This window comes from Bartonella sp. AC535YNZD, assembly GCF_042196625.1.
In the GTDB taxonomy this organism is placed as follows: Bacteria; Pseudomonadota; Alphaproteobacteria; order Rhizobiales; family Rhizobiaceae; genus Bartonella.
This window is the reverse complement of sequence record NZ_JBHIQP010000008.1, coordinates 72,527-89,965: the sequence shown is the minus strand read 5'-3', so window position 1 is coordinate 89,965 and position 17,439 is coordinate 72,527. Positions and strand designations below refer to the sequence as shown.

18 protein-coding genes and 2 tRNA genes are annotated in these 17,439 nt (G+C 38.9%); 10 read left to right on the top strand and 10 right to left on the bottom strand.

Features of this window, described 5'->3' with window-relative positions:
- The first annotated feature begins 221 nt into the window (after nt 1–221).
- The 8 genes from ACFIM8_RS06385 to ACFIM8_RS06350 all read left to right on the top strand — a co-directional run bounded on the left by ACFIM8_RS06385 (nt 222) and on the right by ACFIM8_RS06350 (nt 7,269).
- On the top strand, nt 222–374 hold the full coding sequence (locus tag ACFIM8_RS06385) for a hypothetical protein (RefSeq protein ID WP_375614668.1): 153 nt from the start codon (nt 222–224) through the stop codon (nt 372–374).
- 17 nt (nt 375–391) lie between these two features.
- The gene (locus ACFIM8_RS06380) at nt 392–4,387 is read left to right on the top strand and encodes a hypothetical protein (protein ID WP_375614667.1); all 3,996 of its coding nucleotides are present in this window, start codon (nt 392–394) and stop codon (nt 4,385–4,387) included.
- Between the two features lie 9 nt (nt 4,388–4,396).
- Entirely contained in the window at nt 4,397–4,726 is a 330-nt protein-coding gene (locus tag ACFIM8_RS06375; protein ID WP_375614666.1) for a hypothetical protein, read from the top strand.
- 63 nt (nt 4,727–4,789) lie between these two features.
- Entirely contained in the window at nt 4,790–5,452 is a 663-nt protein-coding gene (locus tag ACFIM8_RS06370; protein WP_375614665.1) for a lysozyme, read from the top strand.
- A complete protein-coding gene (locus ACFIM8_RS06365) occupies nt 5,449–5,676 on the top strand; it encodes a hypothetical protein (RefSeq protein ID WP_375607551.1) in 228 nt (75 codons plus the stop codon). Before ACFIM8_RS06370 ends, ACFIM8_RS06365 begins: the two co-directional genes overlap by 4 nt.
- A gap of 116 nt (nt 5,677–5,792) precedes the next feature.
- Nucleotides 5,793–6,023, top strand: coding sequence for a hypothetical protein (locus ACFIM8_RS06360; protein WP_375607550.1), 231 nt, complete (start codon nt 5,793–5,795; stop codon nt 6,021–6,023).
- 26 nt (nt 6,024–6,049) lie between these two features.
- Nucleotides 6,050–6,835, top strand: coding sequence for a DNA adenine methylase (locus ACFIM8_RS06355; RefSeq protein WP_375614664.1), 786 nt, complete (start codon nt 6,050–6,052; stop codon nt 6,833–6,835).
- A 65-nt stretch (nt 6,836–6,900) separates the two neighbouring features.
- The gene (locus ACFIM8_RS06350; RefSeq protein ID WP_375614663.1) at nt 6,901–7,269 is read left to right on the top strand and encodes a helix-turn-helix domain-containing protein; all 369 of its coding nucleotides are present in this window, start codon (nt 6,901–6,903) and stop codon (nt 7,267–7,269) included.
- Nucleotides 7,270–7,369: 100 nt separating this feature from the next.
- Here the strand turns inward: ACFIM8_RS06350 and ACFIM8_RS06345 are convergent.
- The 3 genes from ACFIM8_RS06345 to ACFIM8_RS06335 all read right to left on the bottom strand — a co-directional run bounded on the left by ACFIM8_RS06345 (nt 7,370) and on the right by ACFIM8_RS06335 (nt 9,662).
- Nucleotides 7,370–7,444: transfer RNA gene (locus ACFIM8_RS06345), tRNA-Val, on the bottom strand.
- Between the two features lie 97 nt (nt 7,445–7,541).
- Nucleotides 7,542–7,904, bottom strand: a complete 363-nt coding sequence (cpdR, locus tag ACFIM8_RS06340; protein WP_005773448.1) for a cell cycle two-component system response regulator CpdR — start codon at nt 7,902–7,904, stop codon at nt 7,542–7,544.
- An 840-nt stretch (nt 7,905–8,744) separates the two neighbouring features.
- A complete protein-coding gene (locus ACFIM8_RS06335) occupies nt 8,745–9,662 on the bottom strand; it encodes a serine aminopeptidase domain-containing protein (RefSeq protein WP_375614662.1) in 918 nt (305 codons plus the stop codon).
- Between the two features lie 258 nt (nt 9,663–9,920).
- Here ACFIM8_RS06335 and ACFIM8_RS06330 point away from each other — a divergent pair, with 258 nt between their 5' ends.
- On the top strand, nt 9,921–10,388 hold the full coding sequence (locus ACFIM8_RS06330) for an Hsp20 family protein (RefSeq protein ID WP_375607095.1): 468 nt from the start codon (nt 9,921–9,923) through the stop codon (nt 10,386–10,388).
- Between the two features lie 252 nt (nt 10,389–10,640).
- On the opposite strand, the gene ACFIM8_RS06325 is transcribed toward ACFIM8_RS06330, so the two are convergent.
- A tRNA-Pro gene (locus ACFIM8_RS06325) sits at nt 10,641–10,717 on the bottom strand.
- Nucleotides 10,718–11,322: 605 nt separating this feature from the next.
- On the opposite strand from ACFIM8_RS06325, the gene ACFIM8_RS06320 reads away from it, so the two are divergent.
- Nucleotides 11,323–11,688 (top strand): iron-sulfur cluster assembly accessory protein, encoded by a 366-nt coding sequence (locus ACFIM8_RS06320; protein ID WP_375607096.1) that lies wholly within the window; start codon nt 11,323–11,325, stop codon nt 11,686–11,688.
- 70 nt (nt 11,689–11,758) lie between these two features.
- On the opposite strand, the gene mazG is transcribed toward ACFIM8_RS06320, so the two are convergent.
- The 6 genes from mazG to ACFIM8_RS06290 form a co-directional block, all read right to left on the bottom strand.
- Nucleotides 11,759–12,574, bottom strand: a complete 816-nt coding sequence (mazG, locus tag ACFIM8_RS06315) for a nucleoside triphosphate pyrophosphohydrolase (protein WP_375614661.1) — start codon at nt 12,572–12,574, stop codon at nt 11,759–11,761.
- Nucleotides 12,575–12,607: 33 nt separating this feature from the next.
- Nucleotides 12,608–13,537, bottom strand: coding sequence for a lipid A biosynthesis lauroyl acyltransferase (locus tag ACFIM8_RS06310; protein ID WP_375614113.1), 930 nt, complete (start codon nt 13,535–13,537; stop codon nt 12,608–12,610).
- 6 nt (nt 13,538–13,543) lie between these two features.
- Nucleotides 13,544–14,572, bottom strand: a complete 1,029-nt coding sequence (locus tag ACFIM8_RS06305; protein WP_375608307.1) for a zinc-binding dehydrogenase — start codon at nt 14,570–14,572, stop codon at nt 13,544–13,546.
- 61 nt (nt 14,573–14,633) lie between these two features.
- A complete protein-coding gene (locus ACFIM8_RS06300; protein ID WP_375607099.1) occupies nt 14,634–15,908 on the bottom strand; it encodes a beta-ketoacyl-ACP synthase in 1,275 nt (424 codons plus the stop codon).
- 15 nt (nt 15,909–15,923) lie between these two features.
- The gene (locus ACFIM8_RS06295) at nt 15,924–17,099 is read right to left on the bottom strand and encodes a beta-ketoacyl-ACP synthase (RefSeq protein WP_375614660.1); all 1,176 of its coding nucleotides are present in this window, start codon (nt 17,097–17,099) and stop codon (nt 15,924–15,926) included.
- A gap of 11 nt (nt 17,100–17,110) precedes the next feature.
- Entirely contained in the window at nt 17,111–17,395 is a 285-nt protein-coding gene (locus ACFIM8_RS06290; protein ID WP_005773457.1) for an acyl carrier protein, read from the bottom strand.
- Between the last annotated feature and the right edge of the window lie 44 nt (nt 17,396–17,439).

The window sequence follows — 17,439 nt, the reverse complement described above, 5'->3', positions numbered from 1 at the left end:
ATGTTGCGACAGATCTTGCATTAAGACGGTTCATAAGAGCCATTTTTAGTCCTTTCTTGTATAAATTTTACCCACACACCAGCCCCGCTTTTGATGTGCGAGCAAGTGATATGAATTGATTCAATCTGAGAGGGTTTAGAATAAGAAAATCTTACTATATTCGGGACTCTCATTCAATATGCAAAACAGTGAATTATCATTATAAATCAATGCGTTGCCTTGTGCATGCGCCTCTTCATGGGGTTTTTGATTTACTGAAAGCAGCATTGAAAACAGAGCTTGATGGTTCACTGAAAGATTTAGAGAAGCGCTTAGAGGCGTTAAGCGAAGAGCTTGAAGATTTGAAAGAGTGTTCATTGGATGAAGCCCTCTGAATGAAGGAATAAAACAGATGAAGATACCCGATCATGAACATGAATATTTGATACCTGTTGCAACGAAAGAGGAAATCAGAGAAGGGACTTCGCAAGACAGCGTTGTTGTTCCGAAGCTTTTAGGGACGGCCTCTTTGTATTCGTATGAAACCTTTGCGCCGTTAGAGCAGGTTGTTAATGCACGTCAAGAAGCAGAAAAAGCCATGTCGCGTGCGAATGGTGCGCAACAGGTTGCAGAAGAATCGAAGAGGGTTTCGGAACAAGCGCTTAGCGAAGTGACGAAAACAGTTCAAACAGCGACAACAGCGCTTACGACGTCTCATGAAGCGAAGGAAGAAGCTAAAGCAGCGACGACAACGGCTAGCTTTGCGAAAGAGACAGCGGATACAGCCAATGGCTTAGCAGAAGAAGCCAAGAATACTTCTGATGCAGCGAAGCGCATGGCAGAAGAGACAAAAGCAGCAGTCGATAGAGCCTCAGGGGAAATCAATAGTACGAAAGGTTCATTGGCTACGGCATTACAACGTTTTGAAGAGGTCAAACAGAGCAGTGAGAATGCTGTTAATTTATCGACCGAAGCCAAGAGGTTAGCCGATGAATCGAAGACCATTGCAACGCGTGCAGAACAAACAGCAAGAGAAGCTTCACAAACAGCAACAGAGACGACGCAAGTAGCAGCGACGGCGGTAGCAACGTGTCATGAAGTTAAGACTGTAGCCATGCAAGCAAGTCTAAAGGCAGATGGAGCCAAACAGGCAGCCGATGATGCCAAGGATATTGCAGAACAAGCAAAAGAGTTATCAGAAGGTGCGACATCTTCTGTTACAGAACTCACAAAAACAGCCTCACAAGTACAAGCGGGAGTAGAGACAGCATTAACAGCTTCAAGAGAAGCCAAATCACAATCAGAGGCAGCTGTAAGCACGTCAGAAGAGGCGAAAGGTTTAGCGGAAAAAGCGAATACGGCATCTACAGAGGCGCAAAAGGCATCAGAACAGGCATTAAGAGAAGCGACTTCTGCGAAAACAACAGCGGGCGGGGCATCTAGTATAGCCAATGATGCGAAAGGGAGTGCTGAGGCAGCTAAAACATTATCAGAAGAAGCAAAACGGTTGGCAGCAGCATCACAGGAGACAGCAGAAACAGCAAAGGCTAAAGCCGAAAGTGTAGAGGCAGTTGCGAATGAAGCAAAATCTACAGCGACTACAGCATTAACAGAAGCAAGAGAAGCTAAGAGTACGGCATCTGAGGCGAAGGGTTTGGCGGAGGAAGCGAAAAGCGCCGTTGATAAGGCGACAGCGAAAGTAGAGCAAGCTGTAAAAGAGGCTAGCGATGCGAAATCTAAAGCAGAAAATTTAGAGACTGTTGCGACTGAAGCGAAATCCACGAGTGAACAAGCAAGTCAAACCGCCTCTAGTGCAAAAAGCTTATCAGAAGAAGCAAAAGAAGAAGCAAGGAGCGCCAAAGCGACAGCCTTAGAAGCCAAAAGTGCGTTGGATAGTGCACAGACGAAAGCCGATCAAGCGCAACAGAGTGCAACAGAAGCAACACGAATAGCCAACGAAGCGAAGGTAGCAGCAGAAGCATCGGTGCGTTCAGGAGAAACGGCAGGTGAAGCGAGTGTGGAGGCGTTGAAGGGTATAGCTACAGCAGCAAAGAGTAAAGCGGAAGCAGCAGAGAAGGTAGCAGAAGAAACGAAAGGTGCTTTGGATGGTCTAAAACAAGTAGCAGGTAGTGCGAAGTCTATAGCCGAAGAGGCAAAGAAGGTAGCTGATGGAGCACAAAAGAAGGCATCACAGGTAGAGACAGTAGCGGGTGAAGCTGAAAAGATAGCAAAAGAAGCCAAACAGACAGCAGGTTATGCCAAACATGATGCGGAGCAAGCGCGTAGTGAGGTGGAAAAGGCAAAAAGTACAGCTCATGAAGGATGGAGTAATGCCAATAAAGCGCAGGAAGTAGCAGGTGACGCTAAGACTATAGCAAGTTTAGCGCGGATGTATTCAGACGAAGCCAAGAAAAAAGCCGAAGCAGCAGACAACAAAGCTCATGAAGCGTGGAGTAATTCCCACAGCGCGAATGAAACAGCGAAGGACGCCAAGGTTATAGCAAGATTAGCGGAAACAGCAGGTGAAGAAGCCAAGAAAATAGCGGAGAAAGCCAATAACTACGCGTATGAAGCTAAGGGTGAAGTAGAGAAAGCCAAGGAAATAGCTAATAGTGCAAAATATACAGCAGAACAAGCACAGAAAGCGGCAGAAACAGCGGGTAAAAAAGCCGCGTCTTTAGAAGCAGCCGCAGAAGAAGCACAAAAAATAGCAAAAGAAGCCAAACAGACAGCAGGTTATGCTAACCATGATGCGGAGCAAGCGCGTAGTGAGGTGGAAAAAGTAAAAAGCACAGCGAATGAAGCGTGGAGTAAAGCTTACGACGCGAATGAAGCAGCCAATAACGCTAAGACTATAGCCAGATTAGCAGAAATGGCAGGTGAAGAAGCCAAGAAAATAGCAGAGAAAGCCGATGACCGAGCGTATGAAGCCAAGAATGAAGTAGAAAAAGCCAAGGAAATAGCGAGTAATGCAAAATATATAGCAGGAGAGGCGCAGAGGGCAGCCGAAACAGCGGGTAAGAAAGCCGCGTCTTTAGAAGAAGAAGCGGAAGAGGCACAAAAAATAGCCAAGGAAGCCAAGGAGTCTGCTGGTTATGCAAGACATGATGCGACGCAAGCGCGTAGTGAGGTGGAAAATGCAAAAAGCACAGCGAATGCAGCGTGGAATAAAGCCCACAAAGCGAATGAAACAGCAGATAGTGCTAAGCTTACAGCAAGTTTAGCAGAAACGGCAGGCGAAGAAGCCAAGAAAAAAGCCGCGTCGGCAGATTCACAAGCCTATCAAGCCAAGAGCGAAGCCGAAAAAGCCAAAGAAGTAGCCGATAGAGCGAAAAGGACAGCAGAAGAAGCCAAAAAAACAGCCGATACGACGAAACAAGAGCTTGGAGGTATCAAGAGTTCCCTAGCAACGGCAACAACAGCCCATACAGTAGCTTCACAGGCAAAAGCGCTAGCGGAAGAGGTAAACAATTTACTGAAACAGTCCAATTTAACGGTTTTTTCAATTTCCACACCGTTTCTTGTAGCGACAGGGAAAAAACAACTCACATTGAAGAAAGGAACGCGTATAACCTTGGCATTAGGCAATGATACTTTGGTTGCAAGTTATACGGCAGATACAATAATAAACGTTTCTTCTATTTCGGCGGGGAAGGATTATTATGTTTATTTGGTTTCTGATGGAGGACAGTCTCATAAATTTGTTTTATCAGAAAACTCTACGTATCCAAGGAATTACACAGTGAGTAATTCGCGAAAGATAGGAGGGTTCCATACGCTCTGTGCGGATGTTGGTACGATTTCCGGTCATTCATTGTCTGGTTATAGAGCAGGGGATATTTTACCCAATTCAGTTTGGTGTCTCAATCACCGTCCGCATAGTTCACCAGAAGGTATGGTTTATGATCCTTTGCAAGATCTTTGGGTTGATATTTATCTTCAATCAGGGACGGGTGAAAATACGAAATCAATGTATCGTACCAATATAACAACAAACCGTAATTATACCGAACATGTAACAGATATGGCGCGTGTTAAAAAATCTTTACTGAGTGATGAAGCGTTTGCTTCTGCTATGTATGGAAGCAATGAAAAGACACATATTGTTGGCAAGAAAGAACCAACCTCTAAGGTTTCAGGTGGATATAAGGATACGGCGAATCGTCGAATGATCTCGCATATCGGTTGTGAGGATGGTTGCGGTTATGTTTGGCAATTTTTATCGGGCACGTTTCCTATACCCATAAGCCTTACGCAAAATACGTTTGAAATGAGAGCATTGTTAGGGGGTGGTAGCTGGAGTAATACAACGGATAATGGGCGTTTTACTCGAGCCACCATGATCGTCAATGGTGGAAATGAACAAGTTGCGGCGCGTGGATGTAGCCATACGCGTCATTTTGTTTAGGAGGGAGAGATGATAGAATATCCAGAACATTTAAATAGCAAAGAAGATTATCTGAACATGCTTTCTTTTGACAAAGTTGAAACAGTAAGAAGGCTAGAGATGCTTTTGACAACGCGTTTTTATTGGTTTTTTGTCAAAGAACTCAGTGAAGGGGAAGAGGGGGTAGAAGATGATACGCATAAGGTTTGTCGAACAACAGAAATACCGTTTGATTCAAATGGTGATTTTGTAGAAAAGCGTTGTCAGTATGAATTACAGGAAAGCGACTATGCGCCGCTCTTTCAACTTGGCTTTCGTGTTGAAGAAGTCGAGCAGCTGATCAAAGAGCATAGTCAATAGAGATCATAAGAAAACATTTTTATCCGGCTCCACTTTTGTGGGGCTTTTTTTATGGAGCGTCAGATGAGAAAGATATCGCAAGAAGGATTAGAGCTTATCAAACAATGGGAAGGATTGCGTTTAGAGGCATATAGAGACACGGCATGTATCTGGACGATTGGTTATGGTCACACCAGCAATGCGGGTCACCCCCTTGTCAAAAAAGGCATGCGTATTACGCAAAAGCAAGCGGAAGAAATCCTTTGTGAAGACTTAAAGCAATTTGAGAAGACGGTAGAGGAATCGGTGACGGTTTCGTTAACGGATTGCCAATTCGCGGCATTGGTCTCATTTTGCTATAATGTAGGAACAGCAGCTTTTTGCAAGTCAACCTTGTTGAAGAAGCTTAATCAAGGGGATTATGAAGCCGTACCCTTAGAATTACAGAAATGGAATAAGGTCGGTGGGAAGCCTCTTGCGGGTTTAGCCAACCGTCGAGCAGCAGAAGCGGGATTATGGGTAAAAGGGGCTTATGTTTCTTCGAATTATCAAAGGGTAGAAACGAAAACAGCAAGCGGTCTTTTAAAGATAGAAGCGCTTGCCCCGATTATAGGGTCTTGTTCTGGTTTTGGTGGCTTGTTAGCAGGCAATGGTCCGGTGCAATGGGCATTAGCAGGCATCATGGTTTTAGCGGCTGTAACGGGCATAGTGATTGTCGCCAAGCGTTTTCGGGAGCAACGCTTATGATTTTTTGGCTAAAGAAATATTCTCTTATGTTTACAGCGGCTTTAGCCGTTTTTTTTATGGCTTTAGCCAAGGCGTTTCAGCTTGGCAAGCAAAGCGAACGGCAAAAGCAAACAGAGAATGCTTTAAAGACAGCAACAACCCGTCTTGAGGTAGAAAATGAAGTTAATCGAAAAAGTGATGGTGGTGTGCGCTCTGAACTTTCTCGTTGGGTGCGCGGCAAATAGGTCTGTTTCTTGTGGTGGCTGGTTGCCCATTTATTTGGATAATCAGGATGTTGAGGTCATCAGTTCCAACCTTGCAAGAGATATTTTGAAGCATAACAAGCAGGGAGCCCATTTATGTGGTTGGAAAGATGGTCAAGAAACGAAGCAGCAAAGATAAAGATCTTACAGAAACAGAACAACAGCTTCTTCATGAGATGATAGAGACCTATCAAGGCTTAAAGATGATGTCACGAATCATGAAGTGGATTGCCTTCATTCTCTTTATGTTTGTAATAGATTTTTCCCGTTTTGTGGACGCCATAGAGAATAGCTTCTTACATCTTAAAAGATGGATAACAAAAAGTTAGAACTCACAAAATCTTTCCTTTAAAACATGACGAAACAAGAATTTACACAGACACTGTTTGCGTGGATGGGTGGTAAACACTATCTGCGTAAGAAAATTATACCGATTTTAAATAGTATTGATCATGAAACCTATGTTGAACCGTTTTTAGGTTCAGGCGTTATTTTTCTAAACAAGCGACCAGCAAAATATTCCGTGATTAATGATTTGAATGGAGAGATCACGAATCTGTTTCAATGTGTTCAAAATCATTTTGATGATTTAGCCAAACGATTGGAGTGGTTTATTTGTTCAAGACAGTTGTTTTTTGACCTTGCAGCGCTTGACCCCGAAAGCCTTTCCAAAGTTGAAAGAGCCGCACGCTTTTTGTTTCTCCAACGTTGTGTCCTTTATGGGAAAAAAGATTACGTTTCTTTTAGTTTTGGAAGAAAGAGACCCGCTGGTTTTAATCCCGAAAAGCTATTATCAAGGATGAGACGTGTAAGGCAAAAATTGCTTGATACAACCATATTAAATTTGTCGTGGGAACGGGTTATCGAGCTCTTTGATGCGCTCGATAGTTTGTTTTATTTAGACCCGCCTTATTTTTTGCAAAGGAAATATTACAGTTCTGGAGATTTTGTTGAAGAGGATTTTGTCAGTATGGCAAAAGTTCTCAAGGGTATCCAAGGGAAATTTGTCTTGAGTCTGAATGATTGTGATGCGGTTCGAGAGATCTTTAAGGATTTTGACTTTTTAGAAGTTGAGACCCTTTGGACCTCTGGTTTTGCTAAAAAACCACCCCGAAAAGAACTCTTGATTCGTAATAATTGAAGAAAATCATAAAAAGATTTGTTAGAATCAGAAGAAAATATTTCTTCTCTAATAGGACTTTTTATATGGTTACATCTTTTGGTAAAATTTTACGGAAACTTCGCATTGATCACTCCGAACGCCTCTTAGATATGGCTAAGAAATTAGACATATCTGTAGCATTTTTATCTTCTGTCGAGATTGGCAAAAAATCTGTTCCTGTAGGACTGGAGGAAAAGATCATAGAGCTTTATGGTTTAGATAAAGAGAAGGCTTCTCTCTTAAAAAAAGAAGCCTATTCTTGTCGAAAAAGTTTTACAATCAAGACTTCTGATCCGTTGAGGCGTGAAGCTGTTGGTGAGTTTGTTAGAAATTTAGAGAATTTTTCACAACAAACCGTAGCAGAATTAAAAGACTTTCTTGAGAAAGTTGGTAAAAAAAGAGGCGTCCTATAGAGATGTGTTGCAAAACCCTATTCCCTCACTTTTATTTACGCATCCCTCACTTAAAAAAACATATGGAAAATCAATAAATTATTGTTGATATAAAGTGCAATGGTGGGCGTGACAGGGATTGAACCTGTGACCCCTACGATGTCAACGTAGTGCTCTCCCGCTGAGCTACACGCCCATTCATTGATGTTGCATACACCATATAGAATGCCAAACGTCAATGCCTAATTTTATTTTCTCTTTCAACAGATGCAAATAACTTTAAAAAATACTTTTTAAGCAGCGATAAGGATCTTTTCAACTTCATTGACGAGTTCACGTAAGTGAAATGGCTTAGAGAGAACCTTTGCATCAGGAGGGGCATCACTATTTGAATTGAGTGCTACCGCTGCAAAACCTGTAATGAACATTACTCGTAAATCAGGGTCAATTTCAGTAGCACGTCGTGCAAGTTCGATTCCGTCCATCTCTGGCATCACAATATCAGTCAGGAGAAGGGAAAATGGCTCTTCTTGTAAACGTTCATATGCGCTAATACCATTATCGAAATCGGCGACTTCGTAGCCTGCACGTTCTAAGGCTTTTACGAGAAAGCGACGCATATCGTTATCATCTTCTGCGAGCAGGATTCGTTTCATGATTATGTTCCAATGGCTCCATTTGTCAGAGTTTTGCCGCATCAATTATACAATATAGAGTATTTAGAAAAAAGATGGTAAAATGCTCATAATTGAAATGAATGGCAAAATGGTTAATTCTTACATTCTGATTTACAATACAGCATATTCGTTGTGAGTTGGTTAAATTCGAAATATATGTGATTTTGAAAAAAGAAGGGGGGCATCTAAAACTTCTAAGATGATTCATTGCTATCTTTTCTTTTAAATTTGCTGATTATTATCAGAATTCCATTAAAAAAATTATGAAAACCATTATTGTAGGGACTTCCTATATCGAGAAATTAAAAGAATATTATGTTAATTTATTGTTTTTAAAAATTTCTCCTAAGAAATAAAAATTTTATATTTATTTGTTTTTATAGAGATTTGTAATAAATATTATAAATGCGCTTTATTTCCAGTTTTTTCCTTAAATGGATGAAAAGTATTATTTTCTAGATATAATATTAAATGAGTATTTTATAACAAATAAAAAATAGTATTTTGATGCTTTATTTGTAAATATGTATCATGTTATATTAAGATAGATTTATTATTTTTATTTATATAAATAGTTTTTTTATTAAGTTATTTTTTATGATGTAAAATAATATTTTTTAATGTAATGATATACTTTGTATATTAGTTTTTTATTAGAATGCGTGGTGAATATTTAGGTCATGGTTTGCCTGTAAAGGCTAGAAAACAAATCATATGAGTGGTTGGAAAGAAAAATCTATTATATTTAAAAGTGTTTGTAGATCCAATGCTCGTAGAAATTTTCTTTTTTGATGGGGCGAAGTGGAAATTAAGGTTTAGTTATTTTACAGATACATTATCGGGAATAAAGGCATCAAATGCAGCAAAAAATTGTTTTTTATAATCTTCGTTAACCATAATTGTATCCAGTTCAGCGCCTGTAATAGTAATACTTTCTGTTAGACGTGTGTGTTGGCATAATTGCCGCACTTCAATGTTGTTTGCAATATTGTTTTGATTGGCAAGAATAAAGAGTGTTGGGATTCGTAAATTTCCATGAAGTACATTTCTCTTCATAGAATCAATCGCATTAAATACTGAAGCCATCCATTGGGATGTTGGGGGCTTAATGGAAGGGAGCGGCACTTTATGTATGTGTCCCAATTGTATATTTTTTTGTTTTGTCTTGTTTAATTTTTTCCTATTTTTCACTGGTATAAAGCCAAGACCTATATCAGAAAGAAATTGTGTTAATTTATGTTGAAAACTATTCGTTTTATTGCCGAATGGAGCAAAAAGGGGAGAAACACAGAGCAATCTATTAAACTGATGATTAATGAGATCTAATCCGCTAAGTGCTATCAATCCACCTATGCCATAGGTGAGCATAGAGTAAGGCGGCGGACAATTAGGATAAACAATATTTTTAAAAAATTTATATAAGTCATTAATATCATTATTTATATCAAAACAATGATGTCGGCTTTGTTTTCTTATCTTGAAGGATGTTTTTTCTTGATCAAAGCAGTCAAATATTGCTGTATGAAAACCGCGTTTAGAAATTTCATTTATTAATAAAAAATATTTTTCTAAAGTATTTGCGTAGCTTTTGAGAATAACAATTGTTCCCTTAGATTTTTCCACCTCAGGATATGTTATAGCAAAACGAATTTCATGATCTATTGCTATTTTAAGAGTATCATGATGGATATTAAGAGAAGTGGAACCCCAGTCTATGGGATAAAGAGGTGTTTCCAATTGAAATCCTTTACATTGTATTTGTCGCTTAGTGCTTTGACATTTATGTAATGAAGAAAGAGGATTTAAAAAGGGGTATATTGCTTTTTAGATAGTTTTTATCAATTTAGGTCCCAAAGAGTTGAAATAAAGAAAAACGATTACTAGATAATATAGTGTGGTTGCCATGATGGGGCCGCAGGTTCACAAGCAAGTTTGCCATTTGGGAACTTTGTGAATCAATTATAAATTATAGTCGCTCTAGAGGAGGGCAATATTATGCGTCAAGTAGACTTTTCACCATTTTATCGTTCCACAGTAGGTTTTGATCATCTTTTTAATTGGTTTGATTCTAGAACCCAACCAGATGAAGTTTCTTCTTATCCCCCTTATAATATTGAACGTTTAACTGAAGATTCTTATAGAATTTCTATGGCTGTTGCTGGTTTTTCTCAAGATGAAATTGATATTGAAACACATTGTAACCAGCTGATCGTTAAAGGAGACAGAAAGCCTGAAAATGATGCTGAAGAACGAGAGTTTCTTTATCGAGGTATTGCTTCGCGTGCTTTTGAACGGCGTTTTCATTTGGCTGATCATGTTAAGGTTATTGGGGCAGAACTTGGAGATGGGCTTCTTCATATTCAGCTTAAAAGGGAAATGCCAGCTGAATTAAAACCAAAAAAGATAACCGTACAGATGTCACCATCCATTACAAAAAATGATAACAGCGACGTTATTGTGTAAAGAAAATTTAGAAAATATGAGATCGGATAATTATAAATTTTTCTGAAGAATAAAAAACGCGAGGCAAAAGGTCTCGCGTTTCGTATGTGTTTTCCTAAGAACGAAGCGCATTTTAATAAAACAGCTTATCTCAAATTTATGATAAAATATCACTGCACATTATTTTACGTTGAAGAAAAAGTTCATGTGTGTGCAATTAAAATGCGTAATAATCCACTTTTTAAGTAAGCTTATTTTATAGCATTTTAAAAATGGTCGGAGCGGCGGGATTTGAACCCACGACCCCTTGACCCCCAGTCAAGTGCGCTACCAAGCTGCGCTACGCTCCGAGTTCGTGTAAAACGATTAAATGACTGTTTCTTTAAAGGCAAGAGAAAAAATAAACAGAATAAAATCTAAAATGCTCTTGCACTTAGAGCTTTTGAAAGTAAAAATTTTGGACATCAATATTTTGTTGTTAATTCAAGATAAATAACGAATTTGTAAAATTCTTTGTGATCATTAAATTTTTAGCTCTATAGTTAATAGATGTATGCATTTAATTACTTTTGAGATTGTGAGGAGGGGGTAAGATTGGTGACTTTAGGGGTATGAATTGGAGCAAATGAGTGCGGAAGGTATATTTTTTCTTACCTAATCGTTACTTTTCTAAAAAGATAAAGATTTTCAAAAGAAGAGGAGTGAATGTATGGTTTTGAAAAGTTTTCGTTTTTTTAGAGTTTTATAGACGAGGTATTTTCATTTTATGTGGATAAAAAATTGTAAGTTCTGGATTGTATAATCACAAATCTCATTTTGCGGGTATGTATTTTTATCCAAATAAACAAGATCAGAATGCTTTAATTTATGTTTCGTTTTTTTTCTAAAATATCAGATAAAATATTATAGAGGAAAAACTTTCAAAGTGTCTATTGGACTAAGAAAAGAGTAAAGGATGAGCCGTTTTTCGGTAATAAATTTGACGCAAGCAGCAGTGGATCGTGTTAAAGCGATTATGGATGAAAAAGATGCACAGGGTATTCTTGTTGGTATCAAAAAAGGTGGTTGTGCAGGGATGGAGTATACAATTACTCTTGTCAAAGAAAAGGGGATAGATGCGGATGTTGTTGAAGTGAATGGTGCCCGTGTTTTTGTAGCACATGATGCGGTATTATTTTTATTAGGGACGCAGATGGATTATGAAGTGACAACGCTGCGGTCTGGTTTTGTCTTTAAAAATCCTAATCAAGTTTCAGCATGCGGGTGTGGAGAATCGGTGGAACTTCGTCCTGCTACGCAGGATCAATATAAAACAAATTAAACTAAGCTAAATTATAATTTAGTAATTTTAGAGGCGCTTGTTCTTTTAGGTAGAAGAAATCTACTATTTTTTATCGTTCATTTTTAGCTTGCTTCCAAAGTGCTTCCATTTCATTCAAGGATGCGTCAGTAAGTGTTTTAGATTGAGTGGATAGCTTTTCTTCAATATAGGCGAAACGATTTCGAAATTTTATATTCGTTTTTTTTAATGCTTTTTGTGAATCAATCGCTAAGTGGCGCGCGAGATTAAGGAGTATAAAGTAGAGATCTCCAAACTCTGCTTCTATCTCTGAGTTTTGTTTATTTTTGATGGCTTCTTTGAGCTCTTCCAGTTCTTCTTCTATTTTTTCAAAAACTTTATCACTTTTTTGCCAATCAAAACCTACTTTAGCTGCTGCTTCTTGTAAAGCAAGTGCCTCTTGGTTTGCTGGCTGGATTTGTTTTACTGTTGCGAGTATGCTTGTGGAGGAATTGTTGTTTTTTTCTTTATATAATTTTTTTTGTTCAGCCTGTTCTTTGATTTTTATATATTCCCACTCCTCTTTTATAACCCCCCGTTCTTTTTGCACAGCATTTCCAAAAACATGAGGATGGCGCCGAATCATTTTTTCCGTAATTGCATAAACAACATCTTCAAAAGTAAAACTGCCTTCTTCCTGTGCAATAGTAGCATGATAGACAACTTGTAAAAGAAGATCACCAAGTTCTTCACAGAGATTCCTTCGGTTTTTTTGTTCAATGGCATTGATGACTTCGTAAACTTCTTCAAGCATATAGGGTATGAGAGATTCAAAAGTTTGTTTTTTATGCCATATACAACCACTATCAGGATTGCGTAATGCAGTGATAATTGCGGTGAGATCTTTGATATCTTTTGAGGCTAACATTTTGCACTTCCTTTGTAAGCAATAGAGCTTATGTTAGATGTCCCAACGTCTATGTAACCACATCCATTGTCCAGGATATTCACGGACCCAAGTTTCAACAATATCATTTAATTTTTGCGTAGAAGCCGCTATATCGATATCATTTTTTTCATCACGTGGAAGTTCTACATGTTCATATAACTCTAAACGATGACGTCCTCCAGGTAGACGAATACAACGTGCTGGATAAATATCACAGTCATATTGTCGAGCAAGTTTTATAATTAAGGGGTTTGTTTTAAGAGGTCTGTTAAAAAATGTTCCCATGATACCGCGGCGAAATTTTTGATCAACGAGCATACCAACATTTTCACCTTCTTCTAATTTGGCTGCTAATGCCCATGCGGCACCGGCCTTGGAGGGAACAAGATGTCCCATAGAAGTTTGTCGTGCTTTAAGGATTCGTTTGGCAACATAGGGATTATTGGGTGGTCTAAATAATACCGTAACATTAAGATCAAAACTTTGTGCACAAATAGGCAGAAGTTCAAAATTGCCAGTATGTGCGGTGAAAAAAATATGTGGTTTTTTTTCATTTTTTAATCGCTCAAATATTTCAATGCCTTTAACCTCAATGAAACCTGGCTTGTCTGCATGAGGATCAAAATCAAAAATTTTATCAAGAAAAATATATTCAGCGAGGAAACGTCCTATATTTTCCCACATTTCTATTGCAATCGCACGGAGTTCTTGCTCTGTTTTTTCTGGATATGCACTCCTAAGGTTTGCAAGTGTGATTTGATGACGATGGATAAGGGGACCAATTTTTTTTGCTAACCAAGCAAAAAAAGAAATTCCCATTTTGGCTGGAAAACACTTTAGAATAAATAAAGAACCAAAGAGTAGATATGCCCATAACAAATAGGATATTTTTTTAGCTATAATTTTAATACTATATATGAGATTTTTAAGAGAAAGTTTCATCATGATTTAATCGATTTTAAGGATAATTTTACCAAAAACATCACGACTTTCCATTCGTTTTAAAGCTGTATCAATTTCATCCAGTCCAACAATTGTATCAATGACAGGATGTACGGCTTTTTGTGCCATTTTTTGCATGGCATTTTTCATATTTTCCATACGGCAGCCAAATGAACCGAATATCTTAAGCTGTTGCTGGAATAATTGCATGAGATTTATTGGTGCTGAAACACCAGAGGTAGAACCGCAAGTCACTAAGCGTGCTCCTTTTTTCATACATAACAGAGAACCGTTCCATGTATCGACACCAACATGTTCAAAAACAACGTCAACACCTTTTTTTTGGGTTAATTTCCGCACCACACCTTCAAAACGATCTTTACGATAATTAATCACATGATCTGCTCCAAGAGCGTGTGCTTTTGCAATTTTTTCATCTGAACCTACGGTGGTGATAACTGTACAGCCCATGTGTTTTGCAAGTTGAATAGCTGCAGAGCCAATACCGGAACCACCTGCTTGTATCAGGATTGTTTCTCCTTCTTGTAGTTTTGCGTTATCGAAAAGCATATGTTCTACAGTACCAAAAGTAATTGGAGCAACAGCTGCTTGCAATTCATTACATTGGGGTGGTGCTGGAACCAATAAACGTGCTGGCAGATTAACAAACTCACACGCAAATCCATCAAGATGAAAACCGTAGACTCCCTTTACATTACTGCAAAGATTATCCCGTCCTTCATGACAAGCTTTGCATACTCCGCAGGTTTGTGCACCATAAATTGAGACAATCTGTCCAAGTTGGAGATGTTCAACGCCATCTCCTATTTGTATAACCTCGCCAGAGGCTTCTGCACCAATGATGAGAGGCATTTTTCTTTTCGCAAAGGCCATGCCACGCCATCCCCATACATCAATATGATTAAGGGCAACGGCTTTTATCCGCACAGTTACTTCACCTAGACTAGGTGAAGATGGCGAGGGAATATTGGTGATTTCAAGTCGACGTTCATTAAAGAGTTGCAGTGCACGCATTATCAGCCCCCTTAAAAGACGTTATTAGGTTAGCGTTACAAAATTTTTATTATATAAAGGATTATCCTTTATAGGCTGTGATAACAAGACTCATATTTTGACCACCAAATCCAAAAGAGTTTGACAAAACCGCATTAACACAGGCTTTACGGCTATGATGAGGAACAACATCTAAAGGGATGGAAGGGTCAGGATTATCGTAATTTATTGTCGGTGGAAGTACCCCTGATTGAATGGTTAAAAGAGAAAAAACGGCTTCTATTGCACCAGCAGCAGTTAATGTATGCCCAATCATTGATTTATTAGAAGAGACTGGAATATGCTCTAACAGATCACTAAAGACAGTTGATAATGCAAGATATTCCATTTTTTCATTTTCAGGTGTTGAAGTTCCGTGGGCATTAATATAGTCAATTTCATTGATGGTTATTTGTGCATCGTCTAAGGCTTTACGAACGGATTCAATTGCTGGTGATGCATCGGGTTTTGAACGTGTACGGTGAAAGTCATCGGCGGTTTCTCCACAGCCAGCTAAAATTCCTAAAACTGTAGCATTACGGTTTAATGCGCTTTGAAGAGATTCAAGAACAAGAGCGCCTGATCCTTCTGCCATAACAAAACCATCTCTATCACGGCTAAAGGGCTTTGCTGCTTTTTCTGGAGGCTCATTTTGAGTTGAAAGAGCAGATAGTAACGAAAAACGAATAAGAGATTCTGCTGAAACTGATCCATCTGTCGCAATTATGAGCGCTCTATTTGTCTCTCTCCGTCTAATAGACTCAACACCTAATTGAATTGCTGTTGCACCAGATGCACAGGCAGTGGAAAGTGTAACAGGAAGTCCTTTTGTGCCAAATGTTTTTTGAAGTTTTTCTGCAATTGCACCAAATTGTGTGGTTTCAAAAAGTGCCTCATGGAGTTTATGCTTACAGACTTTAAGAAGATCTGCATAAGAAGGCTCATTATTGAATTTTTCCTCTTGATCAAGACTAAAACGTGCTTTCCATTCAAGCTCAACAGGAGGAGCAGCTAGAAAAAGTGGTCCATTAAAATTTGTTTTATCAACAGCTGCTTGTTCTAACGCTTCTTCAGCAGCAAGATGTGCAAGCTTTTCAGAAAGAGCTGAAGCACCAAACGTACTTTCTTTGAGGAAATCAATCGTTCCAGCAATATATGTGTTTAATCCCTCAATGGGAAAACGTGTTATTTTGTGGATTCCGCTTACACCGCTTGTTAATTTTTGCCAATTTTCATGTTTTCCTCGTCCTAGTGATGTGACAACGCCTACACCAGTTATTGCTACAAGTGGACGTCCAAAATGATCATGATATTTCACGATAGAAATTCCCCTTCAAACAGCTGTAAGACGCACGATACCTTCAGCTCTTTTTATACCAATAGTTGTAATAAATATTTCACGCACTTCTTTAGGAAAAGGTTTTTCATGAGGACTTAATGCTGGAAAACAGTGTTTTTTTTCAATTGCAAGTGCTGCCAGAGCAAGCGCTAGAGGAAATTGTGCTTCCCGCATATAACCAAATAATGTTGTAATACCGCGATAAGATAGATCAGCATCGTCAAGAGCATATTGTTCTGCTTTTGTTGCTTCGTGAGCACCTGAGGCTGCTGAAATGACTAAGGCAGATTTAGCGCCCACAGTTTTCAACATTGTTGCAATTGACTCTCTCAGTGAAGTTTTGGTTCTATCTGTTTGGTCTGTAACAATTTGACTAATTTCAGCATAAGCACGCGCGTTACGTTTTTTCGCATGCTCTCCACTTTCAAGAACTAGAAAGATACCACCAGAACCGGTTATAATACCGCCGCCGGGGTGAATTTCACGATTCCACACTGGGCTCCATCCATTATGGGTTAAAAGACCACCAAGTTCATGCGCCAACAACATATCATAACTTTGTGCATTATAAGAACTTCCTACAAGAGCATGGGTGCTTTGTCCTGATTTAATACGGGCTACAGCAATTTGAAGTGCAGAAAGCCCACTGCCTTCTTCTCCCATAAATGTACGAGAAGATCCAGTGACTTTATGAACGATTGAAATGTTTCCTGCCAGAAGGTTTGAAAGTTGTGCTAAAAATAATGTTGGACGAAGTTCGGTTGAAAGAGCAACATTTAACATAGAAGCATGATCGGCGATTGCGCGCGCTTTAGAAAGAATTTGTGTATCAACAGTAATATCACGCTCTCCTCCACTTGCCGCTACGATCATATCCATTGTTGAAGTGAGTTGTTCATTATTTTTCATGCCGGCATCATCAAGAGCAAGACCAGCCGCATAGGTACCAAGACGCTGCCATGTTCCCATTTGTCGTTGATCGCTTTTTTTAGGAATCTGTGAACCCCAATCAATTTCGGGCGCTTTATGAACCGTGTAGGGCGAAAAAGTTGTACAATCTAGATTTGGTGTACGGGCTTGATCATTTAAGAGATTCCAATGTTGATCAGTTCCTTCTCCCAGAGAGCTTATGAGGCCTATACCAGTGATGAATACAGATTGATCATGCATGGTGAAAAAAATTACTCCGCCTGTTTTAAGGCAACGAGATCATCAATTTTTGCACAAAGATTTTTAAGAACAAAGTACTCTTCCGTTGCAACTGTGCCTTCATTGACTTCTTGCGTCCATTGTTCTAGTGGAACCTTTATTCCGAAAGCTTTATCAATAGCGAAAACAATATCAAGAAAATCAAGACTATCGATTCCCAAATCGTCAATTGTATGACTTTCAGGCGTAATTGTATTGCGATCAATTTCACTGATTTCTGCAATAATATCAGCAACTTTATCAAACGTGGAAGGCAATGTACGGATTCCTTATTATAGAGTTAGTAAATTCAAAATATATT